General features: G+C 47.4%; 19 protein-coding genes. 9 read left to right on the top strand and 10 right to left on the bottom strand.

Features of this window, described 5'->3' with window-relative positions:
* Positions 1 to 86 precede the first annotated feature (86 nt).
* Positions 87 to 1,985, top strand: a complete 1,899-nt coding sequence (locus NSQ38_RS29990) for a HAMP domain-containing sensor histidine kinase (protein WP_339785848.1) — start codon at positions 87 to 89, stop codon at positions 1,983 to 1,985.
* A 74-nt stretch (positions 1,986 to 2,059) separates the two neighbouring features.
* On the opposite strand, the gene NSQ38_RS29985 is transcribed toward NSQ38_RS29990, so the two are convergent.
* Entirely contained in the window at positions 2,060 to 2,320 is a 261-nt protein-coding gene (locus NSQ38_RS29985) for an NHLP leader peptide family RiPP precursor (protein WP_339785846.1), read from the bottom strand.
* Between the two features lie 36 nt (positions 2,321 to 2,356).
* A complete protein-coding gene (locus tag NSQ38_RS29980; RefSeq protein WP_339785842.1) occupies positions 2,357 to 3,304 on the bottom strand; it encodes a hypothetical protein in 948 nt (315 codons plus the stop codon).
* Positions 3,305 to 3,751: 447 nt separating this feature from the next.
* Here NSQ38_RS29980 and NSQ38_RS29975 point away from each other — a divergent pair, with 447 nt between their 5' ends.
* Complete coding sequence (locus NSQ38_RS29975) at positions 3,752 to 4,489, top strand: hypothetical protein (RefSeq protein WP_339785839.1); 738 nt, start codon at positions 3,752 to 3,754, stop codon at positions 4,487 to 4,489.
* 37 nt (positions 4,490 to 4,526) lie between these two features.
* Here NSQ38_RS29975 and NSQ38_RS29970 read toward each other — a convergent pair whose 3' ends face one another.
* Positions 4,527 to 5,780: an acyltransferase gene (locus NSQ38_RS29970; protein ID WP_339785836.1), complete on the bottom strand. Its 1,254-nt coding sequence runs from the start codon at positions 5,778 to 5,780 to the stop codon at positions 4,527 to 4,529.
* A 140-nt stretch (positions 5,781 to 5,920) separates the two neighbouring features.
* Positions 5,921 to 6,916 carry an LCP family protein gene (locus NSQ38_RS29965; protein ID WP_339785833.1) on the bottom strand — a complete coding sequence of 332 codons (996 nt, stop codon included), beginning with the start codon at positions 6,914 to 6,916 and terminating at the stop codon, positions 5,921 to 5,923.
* A gap of 184 nt (positions 6,917 to 7,100) precedes the next feature.
* Here NSQ38_RS29965 and NSQ38_RS29960 point away from each other — a divergent pair, with 184 nt between their 5' ends.
* The 4 genes from NSQ38_RS29960 to NSQ38_RS29945 all read left to right on the top strand — a co-directional run bounded on the left by NSQ38_RS29960 (position 7,101) and on the right by NSQ38_RS29945 (position 16,301).
* On the top strand, positions 7,101 to 7,652 hold the full coding sequence (locus NSQ38_RS29960; protein ID WP_339785830.1) for an undecaprenyl-diphosphatase: 552 nt from the start codon (positions 7,101 to 7,103) through the stop codon (positions 7,650 to 7,652).
* 206 nt (positions 7,653 to 7,858) lie between these two features.
* A complete protein-coding gene (locus tag NSQ38_RS29955; protein ID WP_339785827.1) occupies positions 7,859 to 9,598 on the top strand; it encodes a methyl-accepting chemotaxis protein in 1,740 nt (579 codons plus the stop codon).
* A 345-nt stretch (positions 9,599 to 9,943) separates the two neighbouring features.
* Positions 9,944 to 12,937, top strand: coding sequence for a glycoside hydrolase family 9 protein (locus NSQ38_RS29950; RefSeq protein WP_339790786.1), 2,994 nt, complete (start codon positions 9,944 to 9,946; stop codon positions 12,935 to 12,937).
* Positions 12,938 to 13,025: 88 nt separating this feature from the next.
* Positions 13,026 to 16,301, top strand: coding sequence for a glycoside hydrolase family 48 protein (locus tag NSQ38_RS29945; protein WP_339785824.1), 3,276 nt, complete (start codon positions 13,026 to 13,028; stop codon positions 16,299 to 16,301).
* A gap of 78 nt (positions 16,302 to 16,379) precedes the next feature.
* Here the strand turns inward: NSQ38_RS29945 and NSQ38_RS29940 are convergent, their stop codons facing one another.
* A complete protein-coding gene (locus NSQ38_RS29940; RefSeq protein WP_339785821.1) occupies positions 16,380 to 16,514 on the bottom strand; it encodes a hypothetical protein in 135 nt (44 codons plus the stop codon).
* 312 nt (positions 16,515 to 16,826) lie between these two features.
* Between NSQ38_RS29940 and NSQ38_RS29935 the strand changes: the two genes are divergently transcribed.
* A complete protein-coding gene (locus NSQ38_RS29935; protein ID WP_074093837.1) occupies positions 16,827 to 17,621 on the top strand; it encodes an SH3 domain-containing C40 family peptidase in 795 nt (264 codons plus the stop codon).
* Between the two features lie 120 nt (positions 17,622 to 17,741).
* On the opposite strand, the gene NSQ38_RS29930 is transcribed toward NSQ38_RS29935, so the two are convergent.
* Complete coding sequence (locus NSQ38_RS29930; RefSeq protein ID WP_339785818.1) at positions 17,742 to 18,650, bottom strand: ArsR family transcriptional regulator; 909 nt, start codon at positions 18,648 to 18,650, stop codon at positions 17,742 to 17,744.
* 179 nt (positions 18,651 to 18,829) lie between these two features.
* Here NSQ38_RS29930 and NSQ38_RS29925 point away from each other — a divergent pair, with 179 nt between their 5' ends.
* The gene (locus tag NSQ38_RS29925; RefSeq protein WP_091034043.1) at positions 18,830 to 20,335 is read left to right on the top strand and encodes an alpha-N-arabinofuranosidase; all 1,506 of its coding nucleotides are present in this window, start codon (positions 18,830 to 18,832) and stop codon (positions 20,333 to 20,335) included.
* Between the two features lie 527 nt (positions 20,336 to 20,862).
* Here the strand turns inward: NSQ38_RS29925 and NSQ38_RS29920 are convergent.
* The gene (locus NSQ38_RS29920) at positions 20,863 to 21,615 is read right to left on the bottom strand and encodes an MBL fold metallo-hydrolase (protein WP_339785815.1); all 753 of its coding nucleotides are present in this window, start codon (positions 21,613 to 21,615) and stop codon (positions 20,863 to 20,865) included.
* A 132-nt stretch (positions 21,616 to 21,747) separates the two neighbouring features.
* On the opposite strand from NSQ38_RS29920, the gene NSQ38_RS29915 reads away from it, so the two are divergent.
* Positions 21,748 to 22,179, top strand: a complete 432-nt coding sequence (locus NSQ38_RS29915; protein ID WP_339785812.1) for an Lrp/AsnC family transcriptional regulator — start codon at positions 21,748 to 21,750, stop codon at positions 22,177 to 22,179.
* Positions 22,180 to 22,219: 40 nt separating this feature from the next.
* Here NSQ38_RS29915 and NSQ38_RS29910 read toward each other — a convergent pair whose 3' ends face one another.
* The 3 genes from NSQ38_RS29910 to NSQ38_RS29900 all read right to left on the bottom strand — a co-directional run bounded on the left by NSQ38_RS29910 (position 22,220) and on the right by NSQ38_RS29900 (position 26,377).
* Positions 22,220 to 22,720 (bottom strand): hypothetical protein, encoded by a 501-nt coding sequence (locus NSQ38_RS29910; protein ID WP_339785809.1) that lies wholly within the window; start codon positions 22,718 to 22,720, stop codon positions 22,220 to 22,222.
* Positions 22,721 to 22,824: 104 nt separating this feature from the next.
* Positions 22,825 to 24,642, bottom strand: a complete 1,818-nt coding sequence (locus NSQ38_RS29905) for an ABC transporter ATP-binding protein (protein WP_339785807.1) — start codon at positions 24,640 to 24,642, stop codon at positions 22,825 to 22,827.
* The gene (locus NSQ38_RS29900) at positions 24,635 to 26,377 is read right to left on the bottom strand and encodes an ABC transporter ATP-binding protein (protein WP_339785805.1); all 1,743 of its coding nucleotides are present in this window, start codon (positions 26,375 to 26,377) and stop codon (positions 24,635 to 24,637) included. Before NSQ38_RS29900 ends, NSQ38_RS29905 begins: the two co-directional genes overlap by 8 nt.
* Between the last annotated feature and the right edge of the window lie 4 nt (positions 26,378 to 26,381).

Below are 26,381 nucleotides of genomic sequence, written 5' to 3'. Positions count from 1 at the left end.
TCTCAAGAAGGTGACGTGACAAACGGTGGCGAATGATAAATGAGAGAATTTAAGATAGGGAAAATTAGAACTTTGAGGTGCTGTGAATGAAAAATGTGCCCAAAGCTATCGTCATCTTATGGATGAGTGTATTGATTATTCTAGGCATGCCACATGGGATAGTCTTTGCAACTACAGGAGCGGTTCAGCAACCTGTATCCATTACAGGATGGGAAGTAAAATGGGGGAACGTTGACGATCAAGGGTTCATCAGTGAGGTTAAGGGAGCAGACGAGATATGGGAAAAGCAGGGCAGCGATAAGTTAGAGTATAGCAATACGGATCGATCGAATTCCTTATGGACACGCCTGACCATCCCTGAATTGAGTGAGGAAAGTTCAGCCATTCGATTTGAGAACATTAAAGGCAATCATATTGTCATCTATCTGGAAGACCGCAAGGTCTACGAGAACTACCATTACAATTATGATAATAATGCTGTGTTGCTGCCCTTATCCAGCGAAAATTCAGGTGACACGCTCTATGTATGGTCGCAAAATGAGAAAGGCCGTCTGGGGATACAAGGTACTGTTCAGGTTGGACCTTATGCCGCGTTACAGGAGAAATATATTCATAACGGACTTATTGATGTAATTTTGGGCGCGACCTTTGTTTTCACAGCGATTACGATGCTGAGTTGTACGTTCTTCCTTGGCAAGTTCCATAAGGGATTATGGATCTCGCTATGCATCGTAATGGGTTCCATCGGCACGATGATCATTACGTACTCGCAATTTTTGTATACGTTCTATCAGGTATATGGTGACCTGTATTCCGTAGTCTTTGATCTGGCGATGCTGCTGGGTATGCCAGCGCTATGTTATTTTTTTGAACAGATTATCGGACCAGGACTGCATGGGATCTTCACCAAACTGCGAAAAATACTATTCATATATTCAGTTATCGCTGTGTTCTCTCTATTTATCTATGTTACTTCAGGTGGGCAATGGGAGATCCTCTACAATCTGCTCGTACAGCGTGTGGTTGGCATGGTGCTGGTCATTCTGCTGACAATCCTGTTGGTGGGTACCATCGCCAAAGCGCTGCAACGAAATAGGGAAGCTATGCTGCTTGCGACGGGATTCGGTACATTTGCCTTGATCAGTGTGGCTGAACTGTTGTGGTATTATCAGCGGAGTGGAACGTATCATCTGTTATGGTGGAAATGGTCCATGGTTGCATTTGTGATCTCGTTGATTGCCATTCTCGGAAGTCGTTTTGCCGAAAAACATACCAAAGTTTTAGAGTATTCCAAGGAACTGGAGCTGTTCAACAATGAGTTGCAGCGATCCGAAAAGATGGAGATTATTAGCGAACTGGCCGCTTCCGTTGCCCATGAAGTACGTAATCCACTTCAGGTGACAAGAGGGTTCTTGCAACTTATGACGGAACAGGAAGACAACAAAAATAAGGGGTATGTGCGAATTGCACTGGAAGAACTTGATCGGGCTTCGGGCATCATAACGGATTTTCTTACCTTTGCCAAACCTGAGTTTGACCATATTATCTCGCTCAATATCTCGGATGAGTTCAATCATATTGAAGGCATTCTTGTACCGATGGCTAATCTGGAAGGTGGTAAAATCACCACTGACATTCCGCCAGATCTATATATTCGAGGCAATTCCTCGAAGTTCAAGCAGGCTTTTATCAATATTATTAAGAACAGTATTGAAGCTCTGCAGGGACAAGGCCAGATTGATATCTGGGCGTACAAGCAGGACGGAATGATTAAGGTGCATGTCAGGGATAACGGAGAAGGAATGGACGAGGAAGCACTTTCCCGGTTGGGCGAGCCTTATTTCTCCAATAAAATCAAAGGCACAGGCCTCGGCATGATGGTGACATTCCGAATTGTTGAAGCGATGCAAGGACAGATCAGCTTTACAAGCACCAAAGGGGTAGGAACAGAAGCGGTTGTATCTTTTGCCGAGTTCGTCGATTGACGAACTCACAGAAGGATACAGCGGCTTTTTTGTTCCTACCCCTAATTTCTTACATTACCAATAACTCACCCGGTTTAACTTCTCCAAGGTCCGCAATTCACATCATAATTTACTTTGGAAGGATTTGGAGGTATGACAAGAACATAGTCATTCTGCTGCTCCTCAACGGTACGCACCTGAATGTGTTCCGGGATTATGATACCGAAAGCTTCACGAAGCGCCTGCTTCGGATTGGAGTGCAATTGTTGTCTGAAGTGCTCGTCAGTCCAAGCCTTTTCAATAATATCCTCATGCAACGTTTTCTCTGATACCATCATCGTCAACATTCCCTTCATATTTAAAATTAAACTGAATCAGCTTCATCCTTATGTTCAGAATCCCAACTGTTGCTCGCTAATCCAGTGATGAAACCCGCCATGGAGGAGCCGTTTCTTCCGTTGTGTAATGTCCTGAACAGCTTGTACTAAAGTGCTGCATAAATTAGAATTAAACGCCTCAAGATGCGATGTTCCTAAGTTAGACGATGTTAGTGTACGATTATAGTGATAAGCAATGTCTACGTAAGAGTTCATGAGTTGTGTATTGTATACATTGTCATGTATACGTTCGCTTAGAGGATAAACTGGATAGTTGTGATTCAGTGCTGCGGATATGTGGGAGAGGTAGCTGTTGTAGTTTGCATGCACAGCATCTTGTTGCGTGTCTGTGAAGTCATCGGTCATTTGAAGTGTCATGAGTGTAATGTTGATAGCAGAACACACCGGGATGATCCGGTCGGACTGATTCAGCAGAAGCAGTGCACCAGTAGCTCCAATGAGCAGAGGGGCAGCCTTTTGCGCAATCAACAAGGGATTCTGTTGGAAATAATCAATGGAGTGCTCACCCGTAACACTCACGGCCCAATCCACTACATATTGTCTGAAATAGACCCAGAACGTGGAGGAAAGATTGAATAATACCGAGTAAGATTGAAGTGCATCCATGTAATATAGATTACCCAGGGATAACTTCAATGTGGCATTCTCCGGTTGTTCATCCATCACGTCGTCCTGATTCAGAAAATATAACATATGGATGAGGCAGGCTGTACTTAATTGGTGTGCTTTCTCTGGGGGTAGTTTATCTGAGTGTTGCATCCAAAGTGGAATGATGTACCCGATGTAGCTGTGCCCCGAATCTCGTAACAGCGGATTAACCGAACGAAGCTGCTCTAATGCATGTCCTGACAAGGGTTCGGGATATTTCCGTACGAGTTCTTCCGCTGAAGCAAACACGACCTCCAGATCGGATCTAAACGGATCTAACCAATCTTTCCGCATTATTACATATCGTCCTTCCTGCGATAAGGTAATCCAGGACTGTTAAACTATATTAGTTGAAATAATCATTTACACGATAACGGAGAGGACAGAAAAAACCTGAAAAAGCGAAGCGTTCGCCTAAAAGCTTTCTGAAAGAAAGCTACTTCGGAAGCATATGCTATCCCCGTATTTTCCCTTGAAAAAAGGGAATCAAAAAAATCTGGGGATAACAGCGATTGGAAGGTTGTTCTGTCAGCGTAGTGTCAGTGTAAATAATATGTAGTTCAACTGATATAGATCATGAAGTTACACTTAGTATAGCGGAAATAAACTGAAAAAAATAGGATTTTTTGTGATCAATTGTGAGAAAAATGATGACTTTTTGTATTTTATGGCATAAAAAAGTGGATTTTAGGCTCAAACTAGGAAGGCACAGGATTTCGACATCGGAAAGGCGGCAGAAAAATGAAATTGAAATGGAAAACATGGATGGCAGCCGGATTGGCAGCCGTAGTCATAACAGCAGCAACAGGACATGTAGCATTCGCTGATTCAACGGTTCGGATTGAGGAACATGAAGATGCGTCAAAAGCTTCTTCCTCTGCTAAACCAGCGAAGCCGTGCATGCAGGCAGGACACGGTCTGTTCATGATTGGTGAGACGGCAGACTTGCTTGGCATTGGACTTCGGGATCTGAAAGAACAGATGGAACTTGGCAAGACGTTGTCCCAGATTGCGAAAGAGCGCAAGGGGCTTAGTGAGGAGCAGTTATTGCAGAAGTTGAAGCCTACACTCACACAGCGTCTGGATCAAGCTGTAGAAGAAGGCTGTCTCACCAAGGAACAAGCTGCAGCCACGAAGGCGGACATGGATACCAAGTTGAAAAAGGTCATCAATACTCCGCTTCGTGATTTGCGGCGCGAGTTTGCCCACCATGGCAAACGTTCCATGGTAGATAAGGGCGAAATTGCCCGGTTTATTGGAGTCACCCCTGCTCAACTTCACGAACAGCTTCAGGGAGGGAAATCTCTGGCTGAGATTGCTCAGGCAAAAGGCATTAGTGAAACGCAGCTGGTGGACAAGCTGAAGGAACAATTAACGGGTGATCTGAAGAGATTTGTGAATCAGAAGGGCAACGTGCATCCAGCCCCGGGTCCCCAGGAACCTGTTCCTGGACGATCAACTTCGAGCGAAGTGAAATAAAGAAGAGCGTCTCCGTGAGGGGACGCTCTTCTTTATTTTAAAACGGCTCACTCGTTCCCGGACTGCGAGTTGGGCCGGGTGACGGAGTTCGCTCAGGTGAATTTTTTTTGCCCACAGCAGCTGATGGATTGGGGGTTAAACGTGGTTTGCGCATTAACCCTACGGTGAAACGTGAGCCAGGAAGCTTGGACAGCGCCCAACTGATTGCAAGAGCGATAACAACCGTTACAAGGAACGATAGCAACGTTACAGGCAGATGCCATCCACTGAGTTGAAGCGGTCTGGTTACATAAGCGATCGCATAGATCACCAGTGCATGAACCAGATATCCACCAAATGAATAGCGGCCAATCCAGGATAACAGGCGCTGAAACCGTGTATCTTTGCCCCGCATTAGTACAAGGAAACCATACATCATAAACATCTGAGCCATAATGATCAGGAATGTAGTTGGTTTCAGATAGGTGGAGATATTCAGATTAACGACATCCCCGGACCCACGCAGCACATCGTAACCAAGCCATATATACATCCCTATAAACAGACAGATCGTCCATGGCAGGATCTTGGTGGTCCAACTCCTCCAGCTATCCACTGACCAGGCACATACGGCACCCAGTAAAAAGTAGAACCAGTACATCACCCATGAATAGGAGCGATATTGCAGTAACGTTGACCAAGGCTCGGACATGGATTCTGTCCAGCCCCCCATATTATAGTAGGACCATTGCATAAGCAGAGCATATAGTGCTGCTGCAAAGAGAATTAGCCCCATCATGACTTGCATGGGTGTGAAACGCTTGGCGTTCTGGATACGTCTCTGAATGGCTTTCGCTCCCGCCAGGAACAGGGGGAACAGAATATAGAACTGAAACACCATAATGACAAACCAGAGATGGTATCCTGTCTGCGGGACAAACAGTTCACGAATCAGACTGCGAAAATCCGGTATACCTGTAAGCCAGAACGCGGGGGTGAAGATACGGACAGAAAGCCAGTAGATCAGTGTCCATACGACAAACGGCATATAGATATCGCCAAATCGCTTTCGAATGAAGCGAGGATAATCCGGTTTAGTGTTACGGTGATGGTAAAACAACATTACACCTGATAGAAATACAAACGTTGGCGTACCAAATCGGGTCAGATGATAAATCATGGTCAGCATAATGGAATCCGGTTGTTCAATATCAGCGCGATAGATATACTCAGCGATACTATGCTGCATGACAATCGCCAGAAAGGCAATGCCCCGCAGTTCGGTCCATTCCGCTATTCGTGGTTTTTTCACATTGTAATCCTCCCTCCAGGAACCGGAGTTCATCATATAAGGGTACCCGTTAAACATTAAGGCTGCATTAAATGGAGAAAATAGGTACAAAAAAAGACGGCTTTGGCCGTCTTTTCTTTTGATATATCTCATGCTTATTTTTAGTTCTGTTCCTCTGTTGATGGGGTCTCTGAGGACGCGGCATCTTCTTCAAACAGTTTCTGAATGTAGGACTGGAGTTTGGTTACATCAACACCCAGCACCTGAGCTGAGCCGACCAGTTCATTGGTGAGTAGCTTGTTCGGTGGAATTTGCTGCTGATCAATATCGTTCACATGGATATCGAAGCCAAGTGATGCGAGTTTTAACATCTGGGTTGGACTAAGGTCTGTCTCAATGTATGGAGCGATGGCTTCCAGGATATCCGGGATTTTGAAGAGCGACGTGGTACTCTGCATTTTCTTGGCCAGCTCGGTCATGAAGATCCGCTGCCGTTCGGTGCGTGTAAAATCCGAGGTGGCATCATGCCGGAACCGAACATATTGCAGGGCGGTCTTGCCGTCCATATGCTGCAATCCTTTTTTCAAGTCAATGTCGTACATATGTTTATCTGCTTTACTGGTGTAATACATGTCTTTCTCCACGTCGATCTCAATACCGCCTACCGCATCAACAAGTGCCATGAAACCTGTAAAGTCTGTGTAGACATAATGCTGAATGGGAATACCGAGCAGGTCACTTACGGTTTGTTTGGTCAGCTCCGCACCCCCGTAGGAAAAGGCTGCATTAAGTCTGCTTTTGCCATGCCCCGGAATGGCTACATAGGTATCTCGCAGTACGGAGAATAGATGGGCTTTCTTGGTGACCGGATCAATGGAAGCGACCATAACCGAGTCTGAGCGTCCTGCATCGTCACCTCTTGAGTCTCCACCAAGGAGCAGAATGTTCACCCGTTCCTGGCCCTCCCATCTGGGAATCGTTGTAGATGGTGTGTCTGAATCGCTGTCTGTGCCGGAAGAGGACGAGTTGGATGAAGTCCCGGAAGCAGTGGAGATGCTATTGGCAAAATGAACAATCGAATATCCGTAATATACAACGATACCTGTAACCGCAAGTGCCAGGGTCAGGGCTGTACCCCATAACCATTTTTTAAGCATAATCTTCACCTTTCTATGATTGAACTGATATGTAACCCAAACTAGTTTAACAAAAAGAAAGTAAAATGTCCTCTTTGATTTCGTAACTTCGGTCAATGTGAGGATTGTTTGACAAATAGTTAGTGAATATTTATTATGTAAAAACTAATCTTATTTTGTGTAATGGGGTTATTAAAAGCCGGTTATGAATCAATCACTATTTAATTGGATTAATCAGTTTGCAGACCAAATACCGTTTCTGGACTGGTTTATGATCACATCATCCGAGTATGCGGTTTGGGTCATGATCGCACTGCTCGTTATCGTATGGTTTCTCGGCGATCCGTCGAAACAACGAATTGTTTTTTATGCCTGTGTGGCTTCCATTGTAGCGCTAGTTCTGGCCAAATGGGGGATATCACCAGCAGTGGGTCATCCAAGACCTTTTGTAGAAGGGACTGTGCATCAGCTGGTTGCCCATGTACCTGATCCTTCTTTTCCAAGTAAACATGCTTCCTTTGTATTTGCTCTCGCGGCTGCTTCATTCTTCATTGGAGGTCGCTTCGGGTTATGGATGCTGTTACTCGCTGTGTTGACAGGGGTGTCTCGTGTATATGTTGGTGTGCATTATCCAGGAGATATTCTGGGAGGATTCATTCTCGGAAGTCTGCTTAGTGTGGTTCTGATTACAACCCGCAATTATACCAAGTCGATTCCCGACTTTTTCATTAACATACACCGACGTGTTTTTCGTTAACGTCTGAACGTAATATGGAGCGAAATCGTAATAGTTTTGTTCAATAAAGAAGTCTCTTATCTCTGGTTCTGCCAAAGATGGGAGACTTTTTTTGTGTTATGTTCGAAGTTACATGAAATTTATAGAAATTGAATTCTAACATCTACAATTCACGACGATAGGTGACGATATATTATAAATATGTATTATTTTGAGGAGTGGGACACATGGAAGACACGCGGGGGAATAAGTTGGGGATATTGAAGTTAACGATTCGAGGCAAGTTACTGACTGGTTTTCTCATAGTCGTGGCTCTGTTGGTTGTTGTAAGTGTATATGCGTTAGTCCAGATCCATAGTATGTCTAACAAAGCGAATGATGTGGATCAGACTTGGATGCCGAGTGTCAGCCTGCTCGGCATGATGAACGGCGATGTTTCGGATGTAGAGCGTTTGGCGCTTGCAGTCATCGTTGAACAGAACGAAGACGAATCGGTTAAGCTGAATGAAGCGTTGCAGCTACTTCTCAACAAGATTGAAGATGAACGAGCACAACTGCAAACGTACATTGGAAGTAATGAAGAAGCACTTAAGCTGTATAATGAGGATTTCAGTACGAATTATGAAGCCTATCTCGCAAAAATGCCTGCATTCATCGAATTGGGTCTGAAAAACGATTATGCGGGAGCAAGCAGACTTCATACTGAAGCTTATCCTATGTGGTATACAGCAAACGACACACTTGCCAAGTTAATTAACTTGGGCAATGAAGGATCGGATGCGGCAACAAATGGATCTGTTGAATTGGCAGAGAATACATTTAATGTGATTCTGGCAGTAACGATTTTTGCTTTCCTGGTTGCGATGTTCATTGCTTTCTACATTGCAAGTATCATCTCACGTCCAATTAAGAAGATGAATGTAGCTGCGATGGCGATTGCCAATGGGGATCTCACGGGTGAGACGATTGTACTTAAGAACAAGGATGAATTGGGAACGCTGGCAGCTTCCTTTAATACCATGAGTGGCAATTTGCGCTCCATGATTGAATCGGTATCGATCACTTCCGAACAGGTAGCCGCTTCATCGGAGGAGCTTCTTGCAAGTGCAGAGCAAAATACTCAAGCCTCGGAACAGATCTCCCAAACGGTCGAAGAACTGGCTGTAGGTACGTCGGATCAAGTTGATATTGTGAAGCGTTCTTCACAGGCGATGAATGAAATGGCTCTCGGATCAGAGCAGATTGCCGAGCTTGCTCAGAGTGTATCCGTATCTGCTGTAGATGCGGCGAATCAATCTTCCGAAGGAAATATGATTATTCAGCAAGCGGTTGAACAGATGGGTTCTGTTCGAAATTCTATTGCTTCGCTTACTGAATTGGTTACAGGGCTGGGGGAACGTTCAGCAGAGATTGGAACCATTACCGAGGTAATCAACAACATTGCCCGGCAGACCAATCTGCTTGCACTGAATGCAGCCATTGAAGCCGCACGAGCAGGAGAGCATGGACGTGGTTTCGCTGTGGTTGCCGGAGAAGTGCGTAAGTTGGCTGAGGAATCTTCCACATCTGCGCAAAGAATTACGGATCTCGTTCAATTGATTCAGAAAGATACGGATCATGCTGTTCAGGCAGTCAAAGTGAACAGCAGCGAGACAGAAGCAGGAATCGAGATGGTTACTGCGGCAGGACAAGCGTTCGAGCAGATCTCGGATGCGGTCAACAAAGTAGCGGGTGAGATCCAGGAAGTATCCGCTGGTTCAGAGGAAATGTCGGCGAGTACAACTGAGGTTGTAGGATATGTAAGTCAGATCTCCAACATCGCCGGAGAGGCAGCGGGCGGGGTTCATAATGTATCTGCCGCAACTCAGCAGCAACTGGCTTCCATGGAAGAGATCGCTTCATCCGCAGGTTCATTATCCAAAATGGCCGAAGAACTGCAGGAGCAAATTAACAAGTTCAAAGTGTAACCAAAGAAAGAGATGTTCTGATACCTAAGGTGTACAGATACATACAGACGAGATGGTCAGAGTGCCATTTGATCTGTGGTGTTGATCAAAGCAAGGGCGAGAAGCTGTTTCTCTAACGCGCATATGCGTCAGAGAAACAGCTTTTTTTGTCGCTTGACGAAGAGGAGGTCACAACAATGTTATTTCAGAAGTCACCAACGCTTATATAGCAAGTTAAACAAAAGACTATAATGGTAATTAATGGTGGAAGTTACACTGAAATACACCATGGAGAGGAGCAATATATACTCGCAGTCCAAAGTAATGCATACGGAACATTGATGAAGAGGAGATGAATAGTTGAACATGAAAGGGAGCTGGTGGAGACGAGTCGCCATGATCGCGTTATCGGCAGGACTACTGGCAGGGAGTTTATCGATGGGCACAGGAATTCGTAAGGCGGATGCGGCCGCCGGAAATCAAAACTATGCTGAAGCACTGCAAAAGGCCATTTACTTCTATGAAGCACAGCGTTCGGGTCCATTGCCGGCGAGTAATCGGGTCGAATGGCGTGGTAATTCAGGCATGCAGGATGGGGCTGATGTAGGCGTTGATCTGACCGGGGGATGGTATGATGCCGGAGATCACGTGAAGTTTGGTTTTCCGATGGCTGCTTCCGCAACGATGCTCGCCTGGTCTGTCGTGGAATACAGCGACGGATATGAACAGGCCGGACAACTGGAGGAGATCAAGGATAATATCCGATGGGCGACCGACTATTTTATGAAAGCGCATACGAAACCAAATGAATTATGGGGACAAGTGGGGGCAGGCAATACCGACCATGCCTGGTGGGGGCCCGCAGAAGTCATGCAGATGAACCGTCCTTCGTTCAAGATTGATGCTTCATGCCCGGGCAGTGATCTGGCGGCAGAAACGGCTGCAGCGCTGGCAGCGTCATCGATTGTATTTGCAGATGATGATCCGGCTTATTCGGCAAGACTGCTCCAACATGCAAAAGAGCTGTATAACTTCGCAGATACATATCGGGGGAAATACACCGATTGTATCACTGATGCTGCAGCGTTTTATAATTCGTGGACAGGATACGAAGACGAGCTGGCATGGGGCGGAGCATGGCTATATTTAGCTACTAATGATAGCGCTTACTTGTCTAAAGCCATTGCAGCTACGGACCGGTGGTCTTCTAGCGGAGGCTCAGCCAATTGGCCGTATACCTGGACACAAGGTTGGGACAGTAAACATTATGGTGCCCAGATCCTGCTTGCCCGTATTACGTCCAGTTTGAACATGCCGGAGGCGACGAGATTTATTCAGTCGACTGAGCGCAATCTGGATTATTGGACGGTTGGAGTCAATGGGACACGAGTCAAGTATACGCCAGGAGGTCTGGCGTGGCTGGATCAGTGGGGCTCGCTCCGATATGCAGCGAATGCATCCTTTATTTCTTTTGTATACTCCGACTGGGTCAGTGATCCTGTGAAAAAATCAAGATATCAGGATTTCGCTGTCTCACAAATGAACTACATTTTAGGCGATAACCCGCGTCAGAGCAGTTATGTGGTTGGATATGGACAAAACGCACCTCAACATCCGCATCATCGAACCGCTCACGGTTCATGGCTTAATAACGAAGATATCCCGGCTAACCATCGCCACATTCTGTATGGTGCCATGGTCGGCGGACCGGATGCATCCGATGGATATACCGATGATATCGGGGATTATGTGAGCAATGAAGTCGCAACCGATTACAATGCTGGTTTTACCGGCGCACTGGCAAAAATGAATCTATTGTTTGGTCAGAATCATCAGCCCCTTGCCAACTTCCCTGCACCTGAGGTGAAGGGGGATGAGTTCTTTGTGGAGGCTGCCATCAAATCATCCGGTGCCAATTATACGGAAATCAGAGCACAGCTGAATAATCGTTCCGCTTGGCCTGCCCGAATGGGAGATCAACTTTCTTTTAAGTATTTCCTGGATTTGAGTGAAGTGTATGCTGCTGGACGTACTGTATCGGACGTTCAAGTGACAACCTCCTACACGGAGGGGGCGACGGTATCCCAACCAATTGTGGTGAATGCAGCCCAGCATATCTATGCCATTACGGCGAACTTCGGTAATACCAAGATCTATCCAGGTGGGGAAGGAAATTATCGTAAAGAAGTACAGTTCCGCATTACAGGCCCACAGGGTGCATGGAATGCAAGTAATGATCATTCGTTCCAGACGCTGACCACAGGCACTCCTGTGAAGAGCATATACCTTCCAGTCTATGATGCAGGGGTGAAGGTGTATGGACAGGAGCCTGGTGTTACACCAGTCACGGTTCCAGGCGCACCTGCTGGCGTGCAGGCTGTGGCGGGAAGTAGTCAGGTTAACCTGACTTGGGCCGCTGTATCCGGGGCTGAATCGTATACGGTGAAGCGCTCCGAGGTGAGTGGAGGACCATATACAACTGTTGCGACAGGGGTTAATGGATTGACCTACACAAACACGGGGCTGACCAACGGGACGGCTTATTATTATGTAGTGACTGCTGTGAATTCAGCAGGGGAATCATCGGGTTCTGTACAGGTGTCGGCTACCCCGCAAGTAGCTTCGACGGTGCCGGGAGCACTGACTTTAAGTGGGACAGCTGGCAATGCGCAGTCGGTCCTGACCTGGACAGCAGCCTCGGCCGCTACTAGCTATAAGGTACAACGTTCGGTGGCAGGCGGGACATATGCAGATGTGGCAACCGGTTTGTCCGTGTTGACTTACACCGATACAACAGCGCTGAATGGTACCACGTACAATTACCGGATTGCAGCTGTGAATGCGAACGGACAGACACTGTCCAATGTCTTGGCACTGACACCTACTTCACCTCCGGTGACGACCGGTACACTCGAAGTGCAGTACCGCAGCGGAGGTTCCGGGAATTCAAGTAATGCGGTGACTCCGCAGTTCAACGTGAAGAATACCGGAACACAAGCGATTGATCTCAGTACCGTAAAGATCCGATATTATTTCACCAAGGATGGTGCGGATCAAATGACTTTCTGGTGTGATTATGCCGAAATGGGCACGGCCAATGTTGAAGGTACATTTGTCGCAGTGAATCCGGCGAAGGGTACCGCAGATACGTATCTGGAGATTAGCTTCAAGTCGGGAGCAGGCAGTTTGGCCGCTGGAGCAGAGACCGGCGTGATTCAGGCACGCTTTTCCAAAAATAACTGGAGCAATTTCGATCAAAGTAATGATTATTCCTATGATGCTTCCAAGACGGCTTTTGCCGCATGGAACAAGGTAACTGGGTATCAGGGAAACACCAAAGTATGGGGCTTGGAGCCGTAACTAGCTCAAGATCATAGGCAGAAGGACAGCATGGGCAGACCAACAGCGTTTATATTCAATTTCCACTATTCCAGGGAGGTATATATTAATGTTGAAATCAGCTGCGAAAAAAAGTTTAACAGCCATGCTGGCGGGAACCGTCATGTTGACCGGATACACCGGACTCTGGGCAGGGCCGCAAACAGCACATGCCGCAGATCAGGCCATCGAGATTCAGGCAGACAGCATTAATGAAGCCCGATTTTTGCAATTGTATGATCAGTTGAAAGATCCGGCGAACGGATATTTTTCGCCAGAGGGTCTACCGTATCATTCCATTGAGACCCTGCTCAGTGAGGCACCGGATTATGGTCATATGACAACGTCAGAGGCATACAGTTACTGGCTGTGGTTGGAAACCATGTATGGCCATTACACTGGAGACTGGTCCCAACTGGAAGCAGCTTGGGACAGTATGGAGAAATACATTATCCCGGTCAACGAAGGTGACGGCAAGGAAGAGCAGCCTACGATGAGCTCATACAACCCAAACAGCCCTGCTACGTATGCAGCGGAAAAACCTTTTCCTGATCAATATCCATCGCAACTTAATGGTCAATATGCAGCGGGTAAAGACCCGATTGATGCCGAACTTAAGGCGACCTATGGTGACAATCAGACCTATCTCATGCACTGGCTGGTCGATGTGGATAACTGGTATGGATATGGCAACCTGTTGAATCCATCACACACGGCTACCTATGTGAATACGTTCCAGCGTGGCGAGCAGGAGTCTGTGTGGGAAGCCATTCCGCATCCATCCCAGGATGATAAATCTTTTGGTAAGGCAAACGAAGGTTTCATGAGCTTGTTCACAAAGGAAAATCAGGTACCGTCAGCGCAATGGCGTTACACAAACGCAACGGATGCCGATGCACGTGCTGTACAGGTGCTGTATTGGGCGAAGGAGATGGGATACAACAATCCGGAATATCTGGATAAAGCGAAGAAGATGGGGGACTATCTGCGCTATGGCATGTATGATAAATACTTCCAGAAAATCGGAAGTGCAAAGAGCGGTACACCGACTCCGGGTACAGGCAAGGATTCCAACATGTATCTCATGGCTTGGTATACGTCTTGGGGCGGTGGCTTGGGTCAAGGTGGGGATTGGGCTTGGCGCATTGGAGCGAGCCATACCCATCAGGCTTATCAAAACCCGGTTGCAGCGTATGCTTTGTCTGATCCGGCTGGCGGCTTGATTCCGAAATCAGCAACAGCGAAGGCAGATTGGAATGCTACGCTGAAACGTCAGTTGGAATTCTACACTTGGCTACAATCCCATGAAGGAGCTATCGGCGGGGGAGCAACGAACAGTCTGGATGGTTCATACAAAGCCTATCCGGCAGGCGTAAGTACATTCTATGACATGGCCTATCAAGAAGCACCAGTGTATCGTGACCCGGATTCCAACACCTGGTTTGGATTCCAGGCATGGCCGCTGGAGCGTGTAGCCGAGATGTACTATATTCTTGCGGAGAGCGGTGATTTGACCTCGGAGAACTTCCAGATGGCCAAAAAAGTAATCACGAAGTGGATCGACTGGAGTAAGGATTATGTATTTGTAGGTGAGCGTCCGGTGACCGATGCGCAAGGTTATTATCTGAATGCGGCTGGACAGCGCATTTTGGGTGGAACTAATGTTCAGGTAGCAACAACGCCGGCGCCGGGAGAGTTCTGGATTCCGGGTGGTCAGGAATGGCAGGGTCAACCGGACAAGTGGAACGGATTCAGTTCGTTTACGGAAAATCCGAACTTCCGTGTAACGACCAAAGATCCAGTGCAGGACACAGGAGTTCTGGGAAGTTACGTTAAAGCTCTGACCTTCTTCGCAGCGGGAACACAGGCAGAGAACGGCACACTTAGCGCGGAAGGCCAAGAAGCCAAGGATTTGGCCGAGGCTCTGCTGGATACAGCTTGGGATTACAATGATGGTGTGGGGATTGTTACGGAAGAAGAACGTAAAGACTACTTCCGCTTCTTTGCCAAAGAGATCTATATCCCGGCGAACTGGTCAGGAACCTTTGGTCAAGGCAACACGATTCCAGGTACAGCAGGTGTACCTTCCGATCCGGCGAAAGGCGGCAATGGCGTATACATTGGATACTCCGATCTGCGTCCGGCCATCAAGCAAGATCCGGCATGGGCTTACCTGGATAACCTGTACAAAACGTCGTATAACCCGACCACGAAGCAGTGGGAAAACGGTGCACCTACCTTTACGTATCACCGGTTCTGGTCACAGGTGGATATGGCTACAGCGTACGGCGAGTATGATCGTCTCCTCGGAGATTCCGATAGTCCGGAAGTGGAAGTACCCGCTGCTCCTGCTGGCGTAACAGCAACTGGAGGAAGCGAGCAAGTGGTACTGAATTGGAACGCAGCTGCTGGTGCGGCCTCGTATACTGTGAAACGTGCAACAGTGAACGGTGGTCCTTATACGCCTGTAGCGACAGGAGTCACAGGATCGACATTCACAGACACAGGTTTGACCAACGGCACAACGTATTATTATGTCATCACTGCGGTGAATGCCGTAGGCGAGTCCGTACCGTCGACACAGGCATCTGCAACACCATTGGCAGGTACCGTTGTGCCAGGTGTATTCAACCTTACTGGAACGGCTGGCAATGCCCAGGCGGTACTGACATGGACAGCATCAACTGGTGCAGCAAGTTATAAGGTGCAACGTTCGGTAGGCACCGGAGCATATGCTGATCTGGCAACTGGTTTGACTGCACTGACGTATACCGATGCTACAGCGGTGAATGGTACGGCTTATAATTACAGAGTCGTAGCCATGAATACGAGTGGTCAGACGAATTCGAATGTATTGGTGTTGACCCCATTAGCACCTCCTGTCACAACGGGAACGCTTGAAGTACAATACCGTAATGGTAGTTCAGGAACTTCGGGCAATGCGATTACTCCACAGTTCAATGTGAAGAATACAGGAACAACTGCTGTCGACTTGAGCAAAGTGAAGGTCCGGTATTATTTCACGAAGGATAGTGCCGCTGATCTGAGTTTCTGGTGTGATTATGCACAGGTTGGCAGCGGTAATGTGGAAGGGCATTTTGTTTCGATAGATCCGGCCAAGGGCACGGCAGATACGTATCTGGAGATTGGATTCAAAGCGGGTGCAGGCAGTTTGGCCGCGGGTGCCGAGACTGGAGTCATCCAGGGACGTTTCTCGAAAAATAACTGGACGAATTTTGATCAAACGAATGATTATTCCTTTGATTCCACTCAAACGGCCTTCAGTGCCTGGACGAAAGTGACAGCTTATCAGGATGGCGCCAAGGTATGGGGAATTGAACCTTAATGAGTTGATCGACTAGCTGTAGAGTGATGTTACTCATCATACAGGTTAAGCCGGGGAGAGATCCCTGGCTTTCTTTTTTTATGGAAAAGCAAAAATGAAATACGAAATAATCAAACGAACACTGCTGATAAATCGATCCGTATTGAGGCTGGAGGCAAAAATGTGAATTCGGGCAACGGTAATCGGCAAATGAATCATAGTAATGTTTACCATATTTGCGATTTTAAACATTAAAATCTAGGTCATATGGCATATGCCCTGAATGAGAAACGACCTAGCTCTTGTATCGCGGAAAAATCAAGCCTATCAAATAGTTACAATAATTTAACCTTTCAAAAAGAAGGGATCAGCAGTGAATTTTTCCAGCAGATCATGGACAGAACCTGATACTTAGTGCTCAAATGTGCCTATATCAATACAGGACTTTCGACTGATGAACGTTATGGATAGCCCGTTTACAATGGGGCAAGCCCGGGAGAACCAAGCCAGGTTAAAATTCTGTAACATCAGGGGGAACTCGACATCATGAACTGGAAGAAAACGATTATTACGGCAAGTGTCACAGCAACGATGCTGATGGGAAGTCTGACGACAGGAGCACTAACGGCACAGGTATCGGCAGCTGCTGTTGACAATTCACAAGTAAAAGTAATTTGGGGCGTAAACCTACGCACAACACCTTCTTCTTCTGCGAAGATTGTTCGCTTGGTTGCTAAAGGGGAAACGGTAACGGTGCTTCAGCAATCCGGTTCGGATTGGTATAAGATTAAGGATTCTGCTAACCGGACAGGCTACATATCTTCTTCATCCAAATACACACAAGCGATTAGTGGCGGCACAAGCGGATCGGGTTCGAATAGTGGTACATCGGTGACCGGCAATGCATCTGTAGAAAAAGTGATTGCAGCGGGAATGAAATACTTGGGAACACCTTATGAGTTCGGAGCCAGTCGTAACAGCACAGCGACTTTTGACTGTTCCAGCTTTGTACGTCAGGCTTTCATCGATGCGCTGGGCATCAAGCTTCCAGCGGATTCCCGCAAACAGGGAGCTTATGTAAAAGCCAAGGGTACAGTTCAGACCAACTGGAAAAACCTGAAACGCGGAGATCTGATGTATTTCATGTCGTATAAAGGCAGCTCTGCATCATCGTATTCCGGCGTGAATAAATCTACCGCAACAATTACTCACACAGGAATTTACCTGGGCGACGGAAAAGTATTACACACCTATTCTAACGCTGGCGGTGGTGTAACAACTAGTGATATCTCCGGCAAACACTGGGAGTACCGCTTCCTGTTTGGTGGTAGTGCGCTGTAGGTTAGAACAAGAACCTTCTTAAATAATCCACGCATGTTCGTATGCATACAAAACACCTTCCATTCTGCCTTTGACAGGCGAGTGGGAGGTGTTTTTGTGTTATTTATTATTTTGAAAAACTCAATCGTGATAGTACAGTCGGAACAGGATGTCCTGGTTGTAGTTACCGAATCCCTCGCCATATAAGGTAAGCCCGCCCACATGTTGAGCATCTTCCTCCACCGAAAGACGAAGAGTCCATTGGTTGCGTTCAACCGGGATATCTGCGAGTGTAATGTCGGATAGATGTTGTCCATCAATAAACGTACCCTCATTGGTAATTCGGAGTACCTTGAGCATGCCGTATTGATTGACACTGTCACTCCACCATTCCGGGGTGAACATGCCACGTCCGTTGCCTGAATCCCCAGGGCTTGTCCATTCCCCTAATTGGATGCCATTCAGCATGAATGTAATATCCGAGGGCCAATTCGGATTAACCGAAGGGGCTTCTGACCCGATCTCGAGGGACAATTCAATGGCATTGATCTGCTGTCCGGATAAGATATAGTTTGGAATTTTGTACTCCACAAATCCACGACCAAACCACAGAATATGCGCATGCATCCGCTCGGGGTCAAGAAAATAACGAGGATCATCATACTGTCCGATAACATGATTGGACGTAGCCAGACCACATGTCGGATATACGTCAAAGTGGGTATAGTGTCCCACAGGTACAGAAACTTCGTGCAGCTTGCGCGCTGTCCCGCTTTCCTGCGGCATGGAGATGCCAATCCAGTCTACAGCAAGACTGTTCATTTTATGTGTGCCGCCGTCTTTGCGTATCATTTTGGACTGAATAATGCCCACATCCTGAAGTTTGCGGACATGCATAGTCACGATAGCACTACTCAGACCTAGTGAAGCAGCAAGGTCTTTCACATTCATCGGAGTCTCTGCAACAAGGCGGATGATCTGTAGACGGACTTCACTGGCAAGTGCTTCATATAGGGGGAGCCATTCGGCATCGGTATTTGCTCTGATCACAGTTGTTCCTCCATTTTTTCTATATAGAATTAAGTTAAACATAAATTCAGTAAAAAGAATAACATTTTGCAAAATTCAGGTTGAAATTAAGGCTATAATCGATTTTAATATAAATATGAACGTTGATCCATAGAATATCAATTAATTTTTATATTAATCTTAAGGAGTTGAAATTCATTATGGAAAAAGCAAAAATGACGGTAGATAAAGATTTTACTATTGGTGTAGTGGATAAGCGCTTGTACGGATCATTTATTGAGCATCTGGGACGTGCAGTCTATGGCGGGATTTACGAGCCAGGGCATCCATCAGCGAACGAACAGGGTTTCCGCACAGATGTGCTGGAGATGGTCAAGGAGTTGAATGTACCGATTGTACGTTATCCTGGAGGTAATTTTGTATCCGGTTACAATTGGGAAGATTCGGTTGGACCTGTGTCAGAACGCAAACGCAGACTAGAACTGGCCTGGAGAACGATTGAGACCAATGAATTTGGCTTCAACGAATTCGTGGACTGGGCGAAACAGGCTAATTCTGAAGTCATGATGGCCGTTAATCTGGGAACACGGGGCGCCGATGCAGCACGTAACATTGTAGAGTACAGCAACCATCCAGAAGGTTCGTATTATAGTGATCTTCGCATCAAGCATGGATATAAGCAGCCACATGCGATCAAAACATGGTGTCTGGGCAATGAGATGGATGGCCCTTGGCAGATCGGTCACAAAACGGCAGAAGAGTATGGACGTGCAGCCGTTGAAGCGGCAAAAGTCATGAAGTGGACGGACCCGACGATTGAACTGGTAGCCTGCGGAAGTTCAAACCTGAATATGCCATCATTCCCGGAATGGGAAGCAACGGTGCTGGATCATACGTATGATCACGTGGAGTATCTGTCCTTGCATCAATACTACGGCAATCAAGAGCAAGATACGCCAACGTTCCTGGCACGCTCGCTTGAAATGGATCGTTTTATCGATACCGTGAAGGCGACTTGTGATTATATCAAAGCGAAGAAGCGCAGCAAAAAGACGATGTATCTGTCCTTTGATGAGTGGAATGTATGGTATCACTCCAATGAAAATGATTCGAAGATGGACCCTTGGCAGATTGCCCCACCACAGCTGGAGGATATCTATAACCACGAGGATGCACTGCTTGTTGGTTGTATGTTGATCAGTATGCTCAAACATGCGGATCGGGTTAAAATGGCATGTTTGGCACAACTCGTTAACGTGATTGCACCGATCATGACAGATACGGGCGGTGGTTCATGGAGACAGACGATCTTCTATCCATTCATGCATACGTCTCTCTTCGGGCGCGGAACAGCATTGGTGCCATTGATTCAGTCTCCGAAATACGATACAAAACAAATCACAGACGTACCTTATCTGGAAGCTATTGCAGTTCATAACGAAGAGCAGGGTGAAGTGACTGTATTCGCAGTCAACCGTCATCTGGAAGAATCCCTTCCGCTCGAGGTGGACCTGCGCAGCTTCGGGAAGTGTACCGTGATCGAGCATATCGTGCTGGAGAGTGATGACCTCAAAGCATCTAATACAGCCGCACAACCGAACCGTGTTGCTCCTCATAATCGTGGGGGTGCAGTTGTATCTGAGACCCTGATTACGGCGAGCTTGGCGAAAGCATCATGGAACGTGATCCGTTTGAAAGTTCAGTAATGGATTAGCGTAAGCGTAAAGGGATAGGACACGTGAGGGCGCAATGGCAGGCTTGATGCCTGAGAGGGAAGCCAGCGAACAGCGGATTAGCGTGTTCCTTCAATCAAAAAAGCTGGGTTCGAGTTCATCGCATCCAGCTTTTTTCGTTATATTTTATAGGAAAAGGGAAGGAGTGGGGACATGAGTGATGATGTGGCAGACAAGGTAGATATAAGTTAGATAACGGCGTATGTTGAAAATGAAGTACATGGTCCTGTCATACGCATACGCGCTAACGAATCTAGGACACCTTATAGTGCCGATTATCGTTATAGTAGAAATTTAACGAATCGGAGACATGTTATCCTGACAAAATGATGGGTAAATCTCGGAAAAGCATGCCCAGAGCTGAAATAACGTGTCTAGGATTCGTTAGAAAATTAGAGTAGCCAAAAACAGACTAATAGCGTGTGCTGAGTTCGTTACAATCCACCCACCTATGTGAAAAGGTTAATTATCTTCTGCTTTGATTCAGCGTAGCTTCCGCTTCAAAATTCAAAACTTTCACCATCACGCGGAATGAGCACCTGACCATCCATCTGCTCGGTTGCCAGATAAGTGGCGAGATCCGTGCGTGATACCACACAATGGTTAATCGCATCCATGTGCACAGCGATGACATGAGCAGAAGGCGCATGGCGCTTCACGGCGACAACGTCAGGCCCGTCCATCGTAATGGGATCACCCTCCACGAAGCGTGCACCTCCGGCATTCACAACTATGACTTCAGGGGCATATTGGCGGATGGCCTCGGCAGGTTCTTCACACCAGATCGTATCCCCCGCAATATAGGTGACAGGTTCTGCATCTGATTCAAGTACGAAACCGGACACGTCGCCCATACGTTCACCGATTTCACCTGTGCCATGATGCCCGGATGTACGGGCGAATCGGACAGAGTGATGCTCATGTTTTTCACCTACAGCTGTTACATTCGTGAATCCGGCACCCAGGAATACATTCTCGTCCCCAGGCTGGCAGATCAGAGGAATGTCTTTGCCAAGTTGTTTCGCCGCTGCTTCATCCCAGTGATCCAGATGGGTGTGTGTCACAATCAACAGATCCGGATTCAGATAATCCGTTTCGGTTTCGGGCAAGCTCACTCTTGGATTACGTAACTCATTGGGTGTGTTCGGGAATGCAGGCATGACTTCGGCGTCCATCAACATCGGATCAACGAGAATCTTCAGCCCTCCATATTCCAGCCACAGTGTAGCATTGCGAATCAATTGAATTTTCATTATATTTGCACTCCTTCGAGTTGTTTAATAGTATTACCCTTATATGGTATACAACCCGTTTAACGGCGTACATAACATGATGAATGGAATTAGGCCACGCTAATTTCACCGTGAAAGGATTGCTGAAGCAAGATGAATGAAATGATAGATGCCACAGATATACGTGTTTTGCAGATTCTGATTCAGGATGCCAAACGTTCTCACAAAGAGATCGGTGAAGAGGTTCATCTCACGGGACAGGCCGTTGGTGCAAGAGTGCGCAAGCTGCAAGATCTGGGTGTGATTGAAGGTTATACGGTAAAATGGAACCCGGAACGCCTTGGCCTCGGCCTACAAGCATTTGTCACAGTTTTCTTGAACTCCGGCGACAGACATGCTGCTTTTCGTACATTCATTGCTGAACGTGAGGACATCGTTGAAGTCCATCGAGTCAGCGGAGAAGGCTGTTATCTGATGCGGGTGCAGACCAGCACCACAGAACAACTTGGTCAACTGCTTGAAGCCTTGCTGCCTTACGGCAATTACAAAGTCAGCCTATCCATAGGTGTAGAGAAATCACAATGATGTGTGGGAAGCTGAAGTTTGTCCTCATCCATGCTGATACTCAACCATTTTGCTGCTGTTCCTGCAAAGTCTTCTGAAGCAAAATCACTGCCTGGTTCAGCTCTTTTTTGCTGAGTAGATGATCCGTTTGAATATGAGTCCGGGTGCCGTCCTTCAGGAACAGAACGATCATGGGAGAAGCAGACAGGAGCCACTTGCTGCGGGCAGGTGAGGCGAGTTCGACTTTGCGAATCTTGCTCCATGGAATCTTCCGTTTGCCCGTGCTCAACGCATCATCATCCCAGGATAACAACACGGCAGGGGTTCTGGTTAGTCGTGACACAAACATGAAGAATAGCGGTCCGATCAACCACATACCCAGCACGGCTGCAATGGAATAGTATATGGTCTCCAGTCTTTCGGCTTGTCCGTCCACGATGATCCATAATAAGCTCACGCACAAGAGAAGGAACAGGAAGCATAAACTTCCCTTCCACAGAGCTGTGCTGCGTTGGTAACGAATCTGCTGATGGTCACGCTTGGGTGTTTCGGGTTGTTGCATAGATGTTCCTCCTAACTAACAATGCTGATCGATATGCCAAACGTGCCGCCTGCATGAGCAGAGCGGCATGTTCAACGTTCTGTATTTACTATAACTCAGGTTCATTACCCTGATATAGCTGAATTTTTACCTGCATCACGCGCATGGGTGTACAAGTCTGCATATACGCCTTTGGCTGCGATTAGTTCCTGGTGCGGGCCTTCCTCCACAATCTCACCATTCTCCATCACCAGAATTCGATCGGCATGCATCACCGTGGACAGACGATGGGCAATGACAATGGTGGTGCGTCCCTGGGATACCGATTCCAGCGCCTGCTGCACAAGCTGTTCCGTGTGTGAGTCCAGATTGGCGGTTGCCTCATCCAGGATGAGCACTCGGGGCTGGAACACCACGATCCGGGCAAATGAAATCAACTGCCGCTCCCCGGCGGATAGTCCGCTTCCGCGTTCGGATAGATGCGTATCATATCCTTGAGGCAAACGTGAAATCATGGCATGTGCTCCGACAAACCTGCAGGCCTCAATCGCCTGCTCTCGCGTAATATCCTCACGAAACATTCTCACATTATCAATGATGGAACCGGAGAACAGGAATGGTTCCTGTTGAATCAGACCCACGATCCGATGAAGCTTAGCCTGCGGTAGATGCCGGATATCGGTACCATCAATCTCAATACTGCCCTTGTTTACATCATAGAAGCGATTGAGCAGGGAGATCAGTGTGCTTTTGCCAGCGCCCGTTGTGCCCACGATACCTACCATTTCACCCGGATAGAGGTGTAGGTTCATCTGCTGGATCAAGGGCCGGTCTGCCCGATAACCAAACGACACATCGTTAAAATCAATCTGGCCCATCACATTTTGTGGTTCCAGCGAGGAGGCTATCCTAGGCTCAGGATCGGCAACTTCAGGCCGTGTATTCAGAATGTTCCAGATGCGATCCATGGATACGGTCGTGGACTGGAATGTATTCCATTGCATCGTAATCTGGTTAATCGGTTGAAAGAACTGGCGGATATAGCTGATAAACGCATACAATACTCCGACTTGCAGGGACTCACCCAGTACGGCGCGACCTCCAAGCCAGACCATCATGACCAGTGCCGCATTGCCAAGGATATCAAACGTCCGGTTGAATATGACATTGGAGCGGGCTTGAGCAATGTTGGCTTTCAGATGGAGCGCATTCTGTTCCGAGAAACGTTTCTTCTGTTCTTCCTCCTGGTGAAAAGCCTGAATCAGGAACATGCCGGACAAGTTTTCCGCCGTAAATGCGATCAAACGGGAAAGACGGGTACGGGCATTTTGATAAGCTTTCCGCAGTCGACTACGGAATAATACCGCAACCACCGCAATGACAGGCAGAACGATCAGGGAGTATGTCGCCAGCACAGGATCAAGTTGGAACATAAAGACGATAATGAGCACCAGCATCATACCATCCCGAATCAGACTGAGCAGTACTTGAGTGAAAAAGCTACTGATGGTTTCCGTATCACTGGATACGTTTGTAACCAGACTGCCGATATGAAAACGGTCAAAGAAGGACATGGACATCTTGGAGATATGCTTGAACAGGTCCTTTCTGATCCGGGATACAATGTTCTGTCCTACGTGCTGCAACAGATTATTCTGGATATAGGTAAAAATAAAACTGATGACAGCCAGCCCGAGAAAGATGGCTGCGAGCTGAACGAGAAAGCCCACACTGGTCTGGCCCACGGCCAGATGATCATCGATGGCGATCTTCACCAGATAGGGTTGTAACAAATCTGCCGATATGCCAAGCAGTGAACAGAAGAAGATACCCGCAAAAGCCCATTTATGCGGTTTGGCGTATGCCATCATCGCTTTAAACGAAGTTCGTTTACTCTGATCAGCCTCTGCATCTGGGTGAAGTTCAGGGTTAGCGTTAGACATGATGTAATCCCTCCTCCTGCAAACGGTAGGTGGCCGCATATAACCCCTTGGCAGCCATCAGCTGAGCATGTGTTCCCTGTTCAGCGACTCGTCCTTCATCCAGCACGATAATATCGTCCGCATGACGGACCGCGCTGATGCGATGAGAGATAATCAATGTGGTCTTGCCCTTGCCGATTTCACGCAAACTGCGCAGAATACCACTCTCGGTGACGGCATCAACCGCACTCATGCTGTCATCCAGAATAAGTAACTGTGCTTGTTTGATCAGTCCTCTTGCCAGGCTCGTTCGCTGACGCTGTCCACCAGACAGGGTGAGTCCGCGTTCGCCAAGCAGTGTATCAAAGCGATCAGGAAAACGGACAATATTGTCATAGATCATGGCTTGCCGTGCACTATGTTCCACTGTATCCAGCGATACTTCCCGGTCGCTGAATGCGATGTTATCCCGGATGGTGGTACTAAACAGGAAACCATCCTGAGGGACATAGGCGATGCGTGATCTCAGACTTTCCAGCGATAGCTGCCGAATATCGGTACCATTAATGCGAATTGTTCCTTCAGGTGGTTCATATGTACGCAGCAATAGCTTAACGAGGGTACTTTTACCTGAGCCGGTCTTGCCTACAATACCGACCGTTCGCCCGGCACGGATATTGAGTTGAATGTTTTTGAGGGCAGGAGATGAACTGCCAGGATAGGAGAAGGTTAGATTCTCCATGGTGATATCTTGTACGGTTTGGAGCGCTGTGGCTTCAGGAAGTTCACGTACATCCGCTACTTCGCTGAGCAGGTCATTCACCCGCTCCAGTGATGCGCCTGAGCGCTGAACGGTATTAATAACATTGCCGATCTGTTGAAGCGGTCCCATGATCATGCGCAGATATAAGGTTAAGGCGACAAAACTCCCGAGTGTAATAGAATTCTGCATGGTCATAATACCTCCGACAAGCAGAGAAACGACCAATGAGATAGCTCCCAGCAGTGGGAGCAAAGCCTGAAACAACGAAGACAGGCGAACCAGTCGAAGCTGTTTGCTCTTGATTGCATCGACGGTAGTTCCAAAGCGTGCACGAGCACTGTCTTCAATGGCAAACGTCTTGGTTACGCGAATGCCACCCAGCTGCTCTTCTGCCGATTCCGTCATGGTTGCAAGAGCTTCCTGCACGTCGCGAGAGCGCTTGCGAATCCGCGGACCAAAAAACACGACCAGAAATGGAATCGCCAGCAAAGGCACAACGCTGATTAGAATGAGTGTCAACGGAATCCCGCTAAGCAGCATCATGACAATGCAGGACAACAGCAGGAAGGTGGCATTGGTCATGAGTGTCACACCATTGGATATCGCTTCACGTACGGAAGTAACGTCATTCATGACATAACTGAGCAGTTTTCCGTTCCCCTGTTTGGAGAAATAATGTTCGCTAAGTTCGGAAAACTTACTGAATATACGCTCACGTGTCATGAATTCGAAGCGTCGACCGAGCTTCATAATCATGAATTGCCCGGTACCGAACAGCAGATTATACCCGATGGCAATAGCCAAAAGAGACAGGCTGTACCTTACGACCGTCTGCATCTGAAGCGTGTTCTGCATCAACTGATCCGTGAAACTGCCGAGTATGCGGGGCAAGGATGCTTGCCCAACATTGGAGGCAATAATCAGAAGAACAGCAACCAGATAAACAGGCCAGTTCGACACAACATAACCGCGAAGTAATCCTTTCTTGGACATAAGC

It is taken from the genome of Paenibacillus sp. FSL R7-0313 (genome assembly GCF_037969885.1).
Taxonomy (GTDB): domain Bacteria; phylum Bacillota; class Bacilli; order Paenibacillales; family Paenibacillaceae; genus Paenibacillus.
This window is presented reverse-complemented; position numbering and strand designations above follow the sequence as displayed.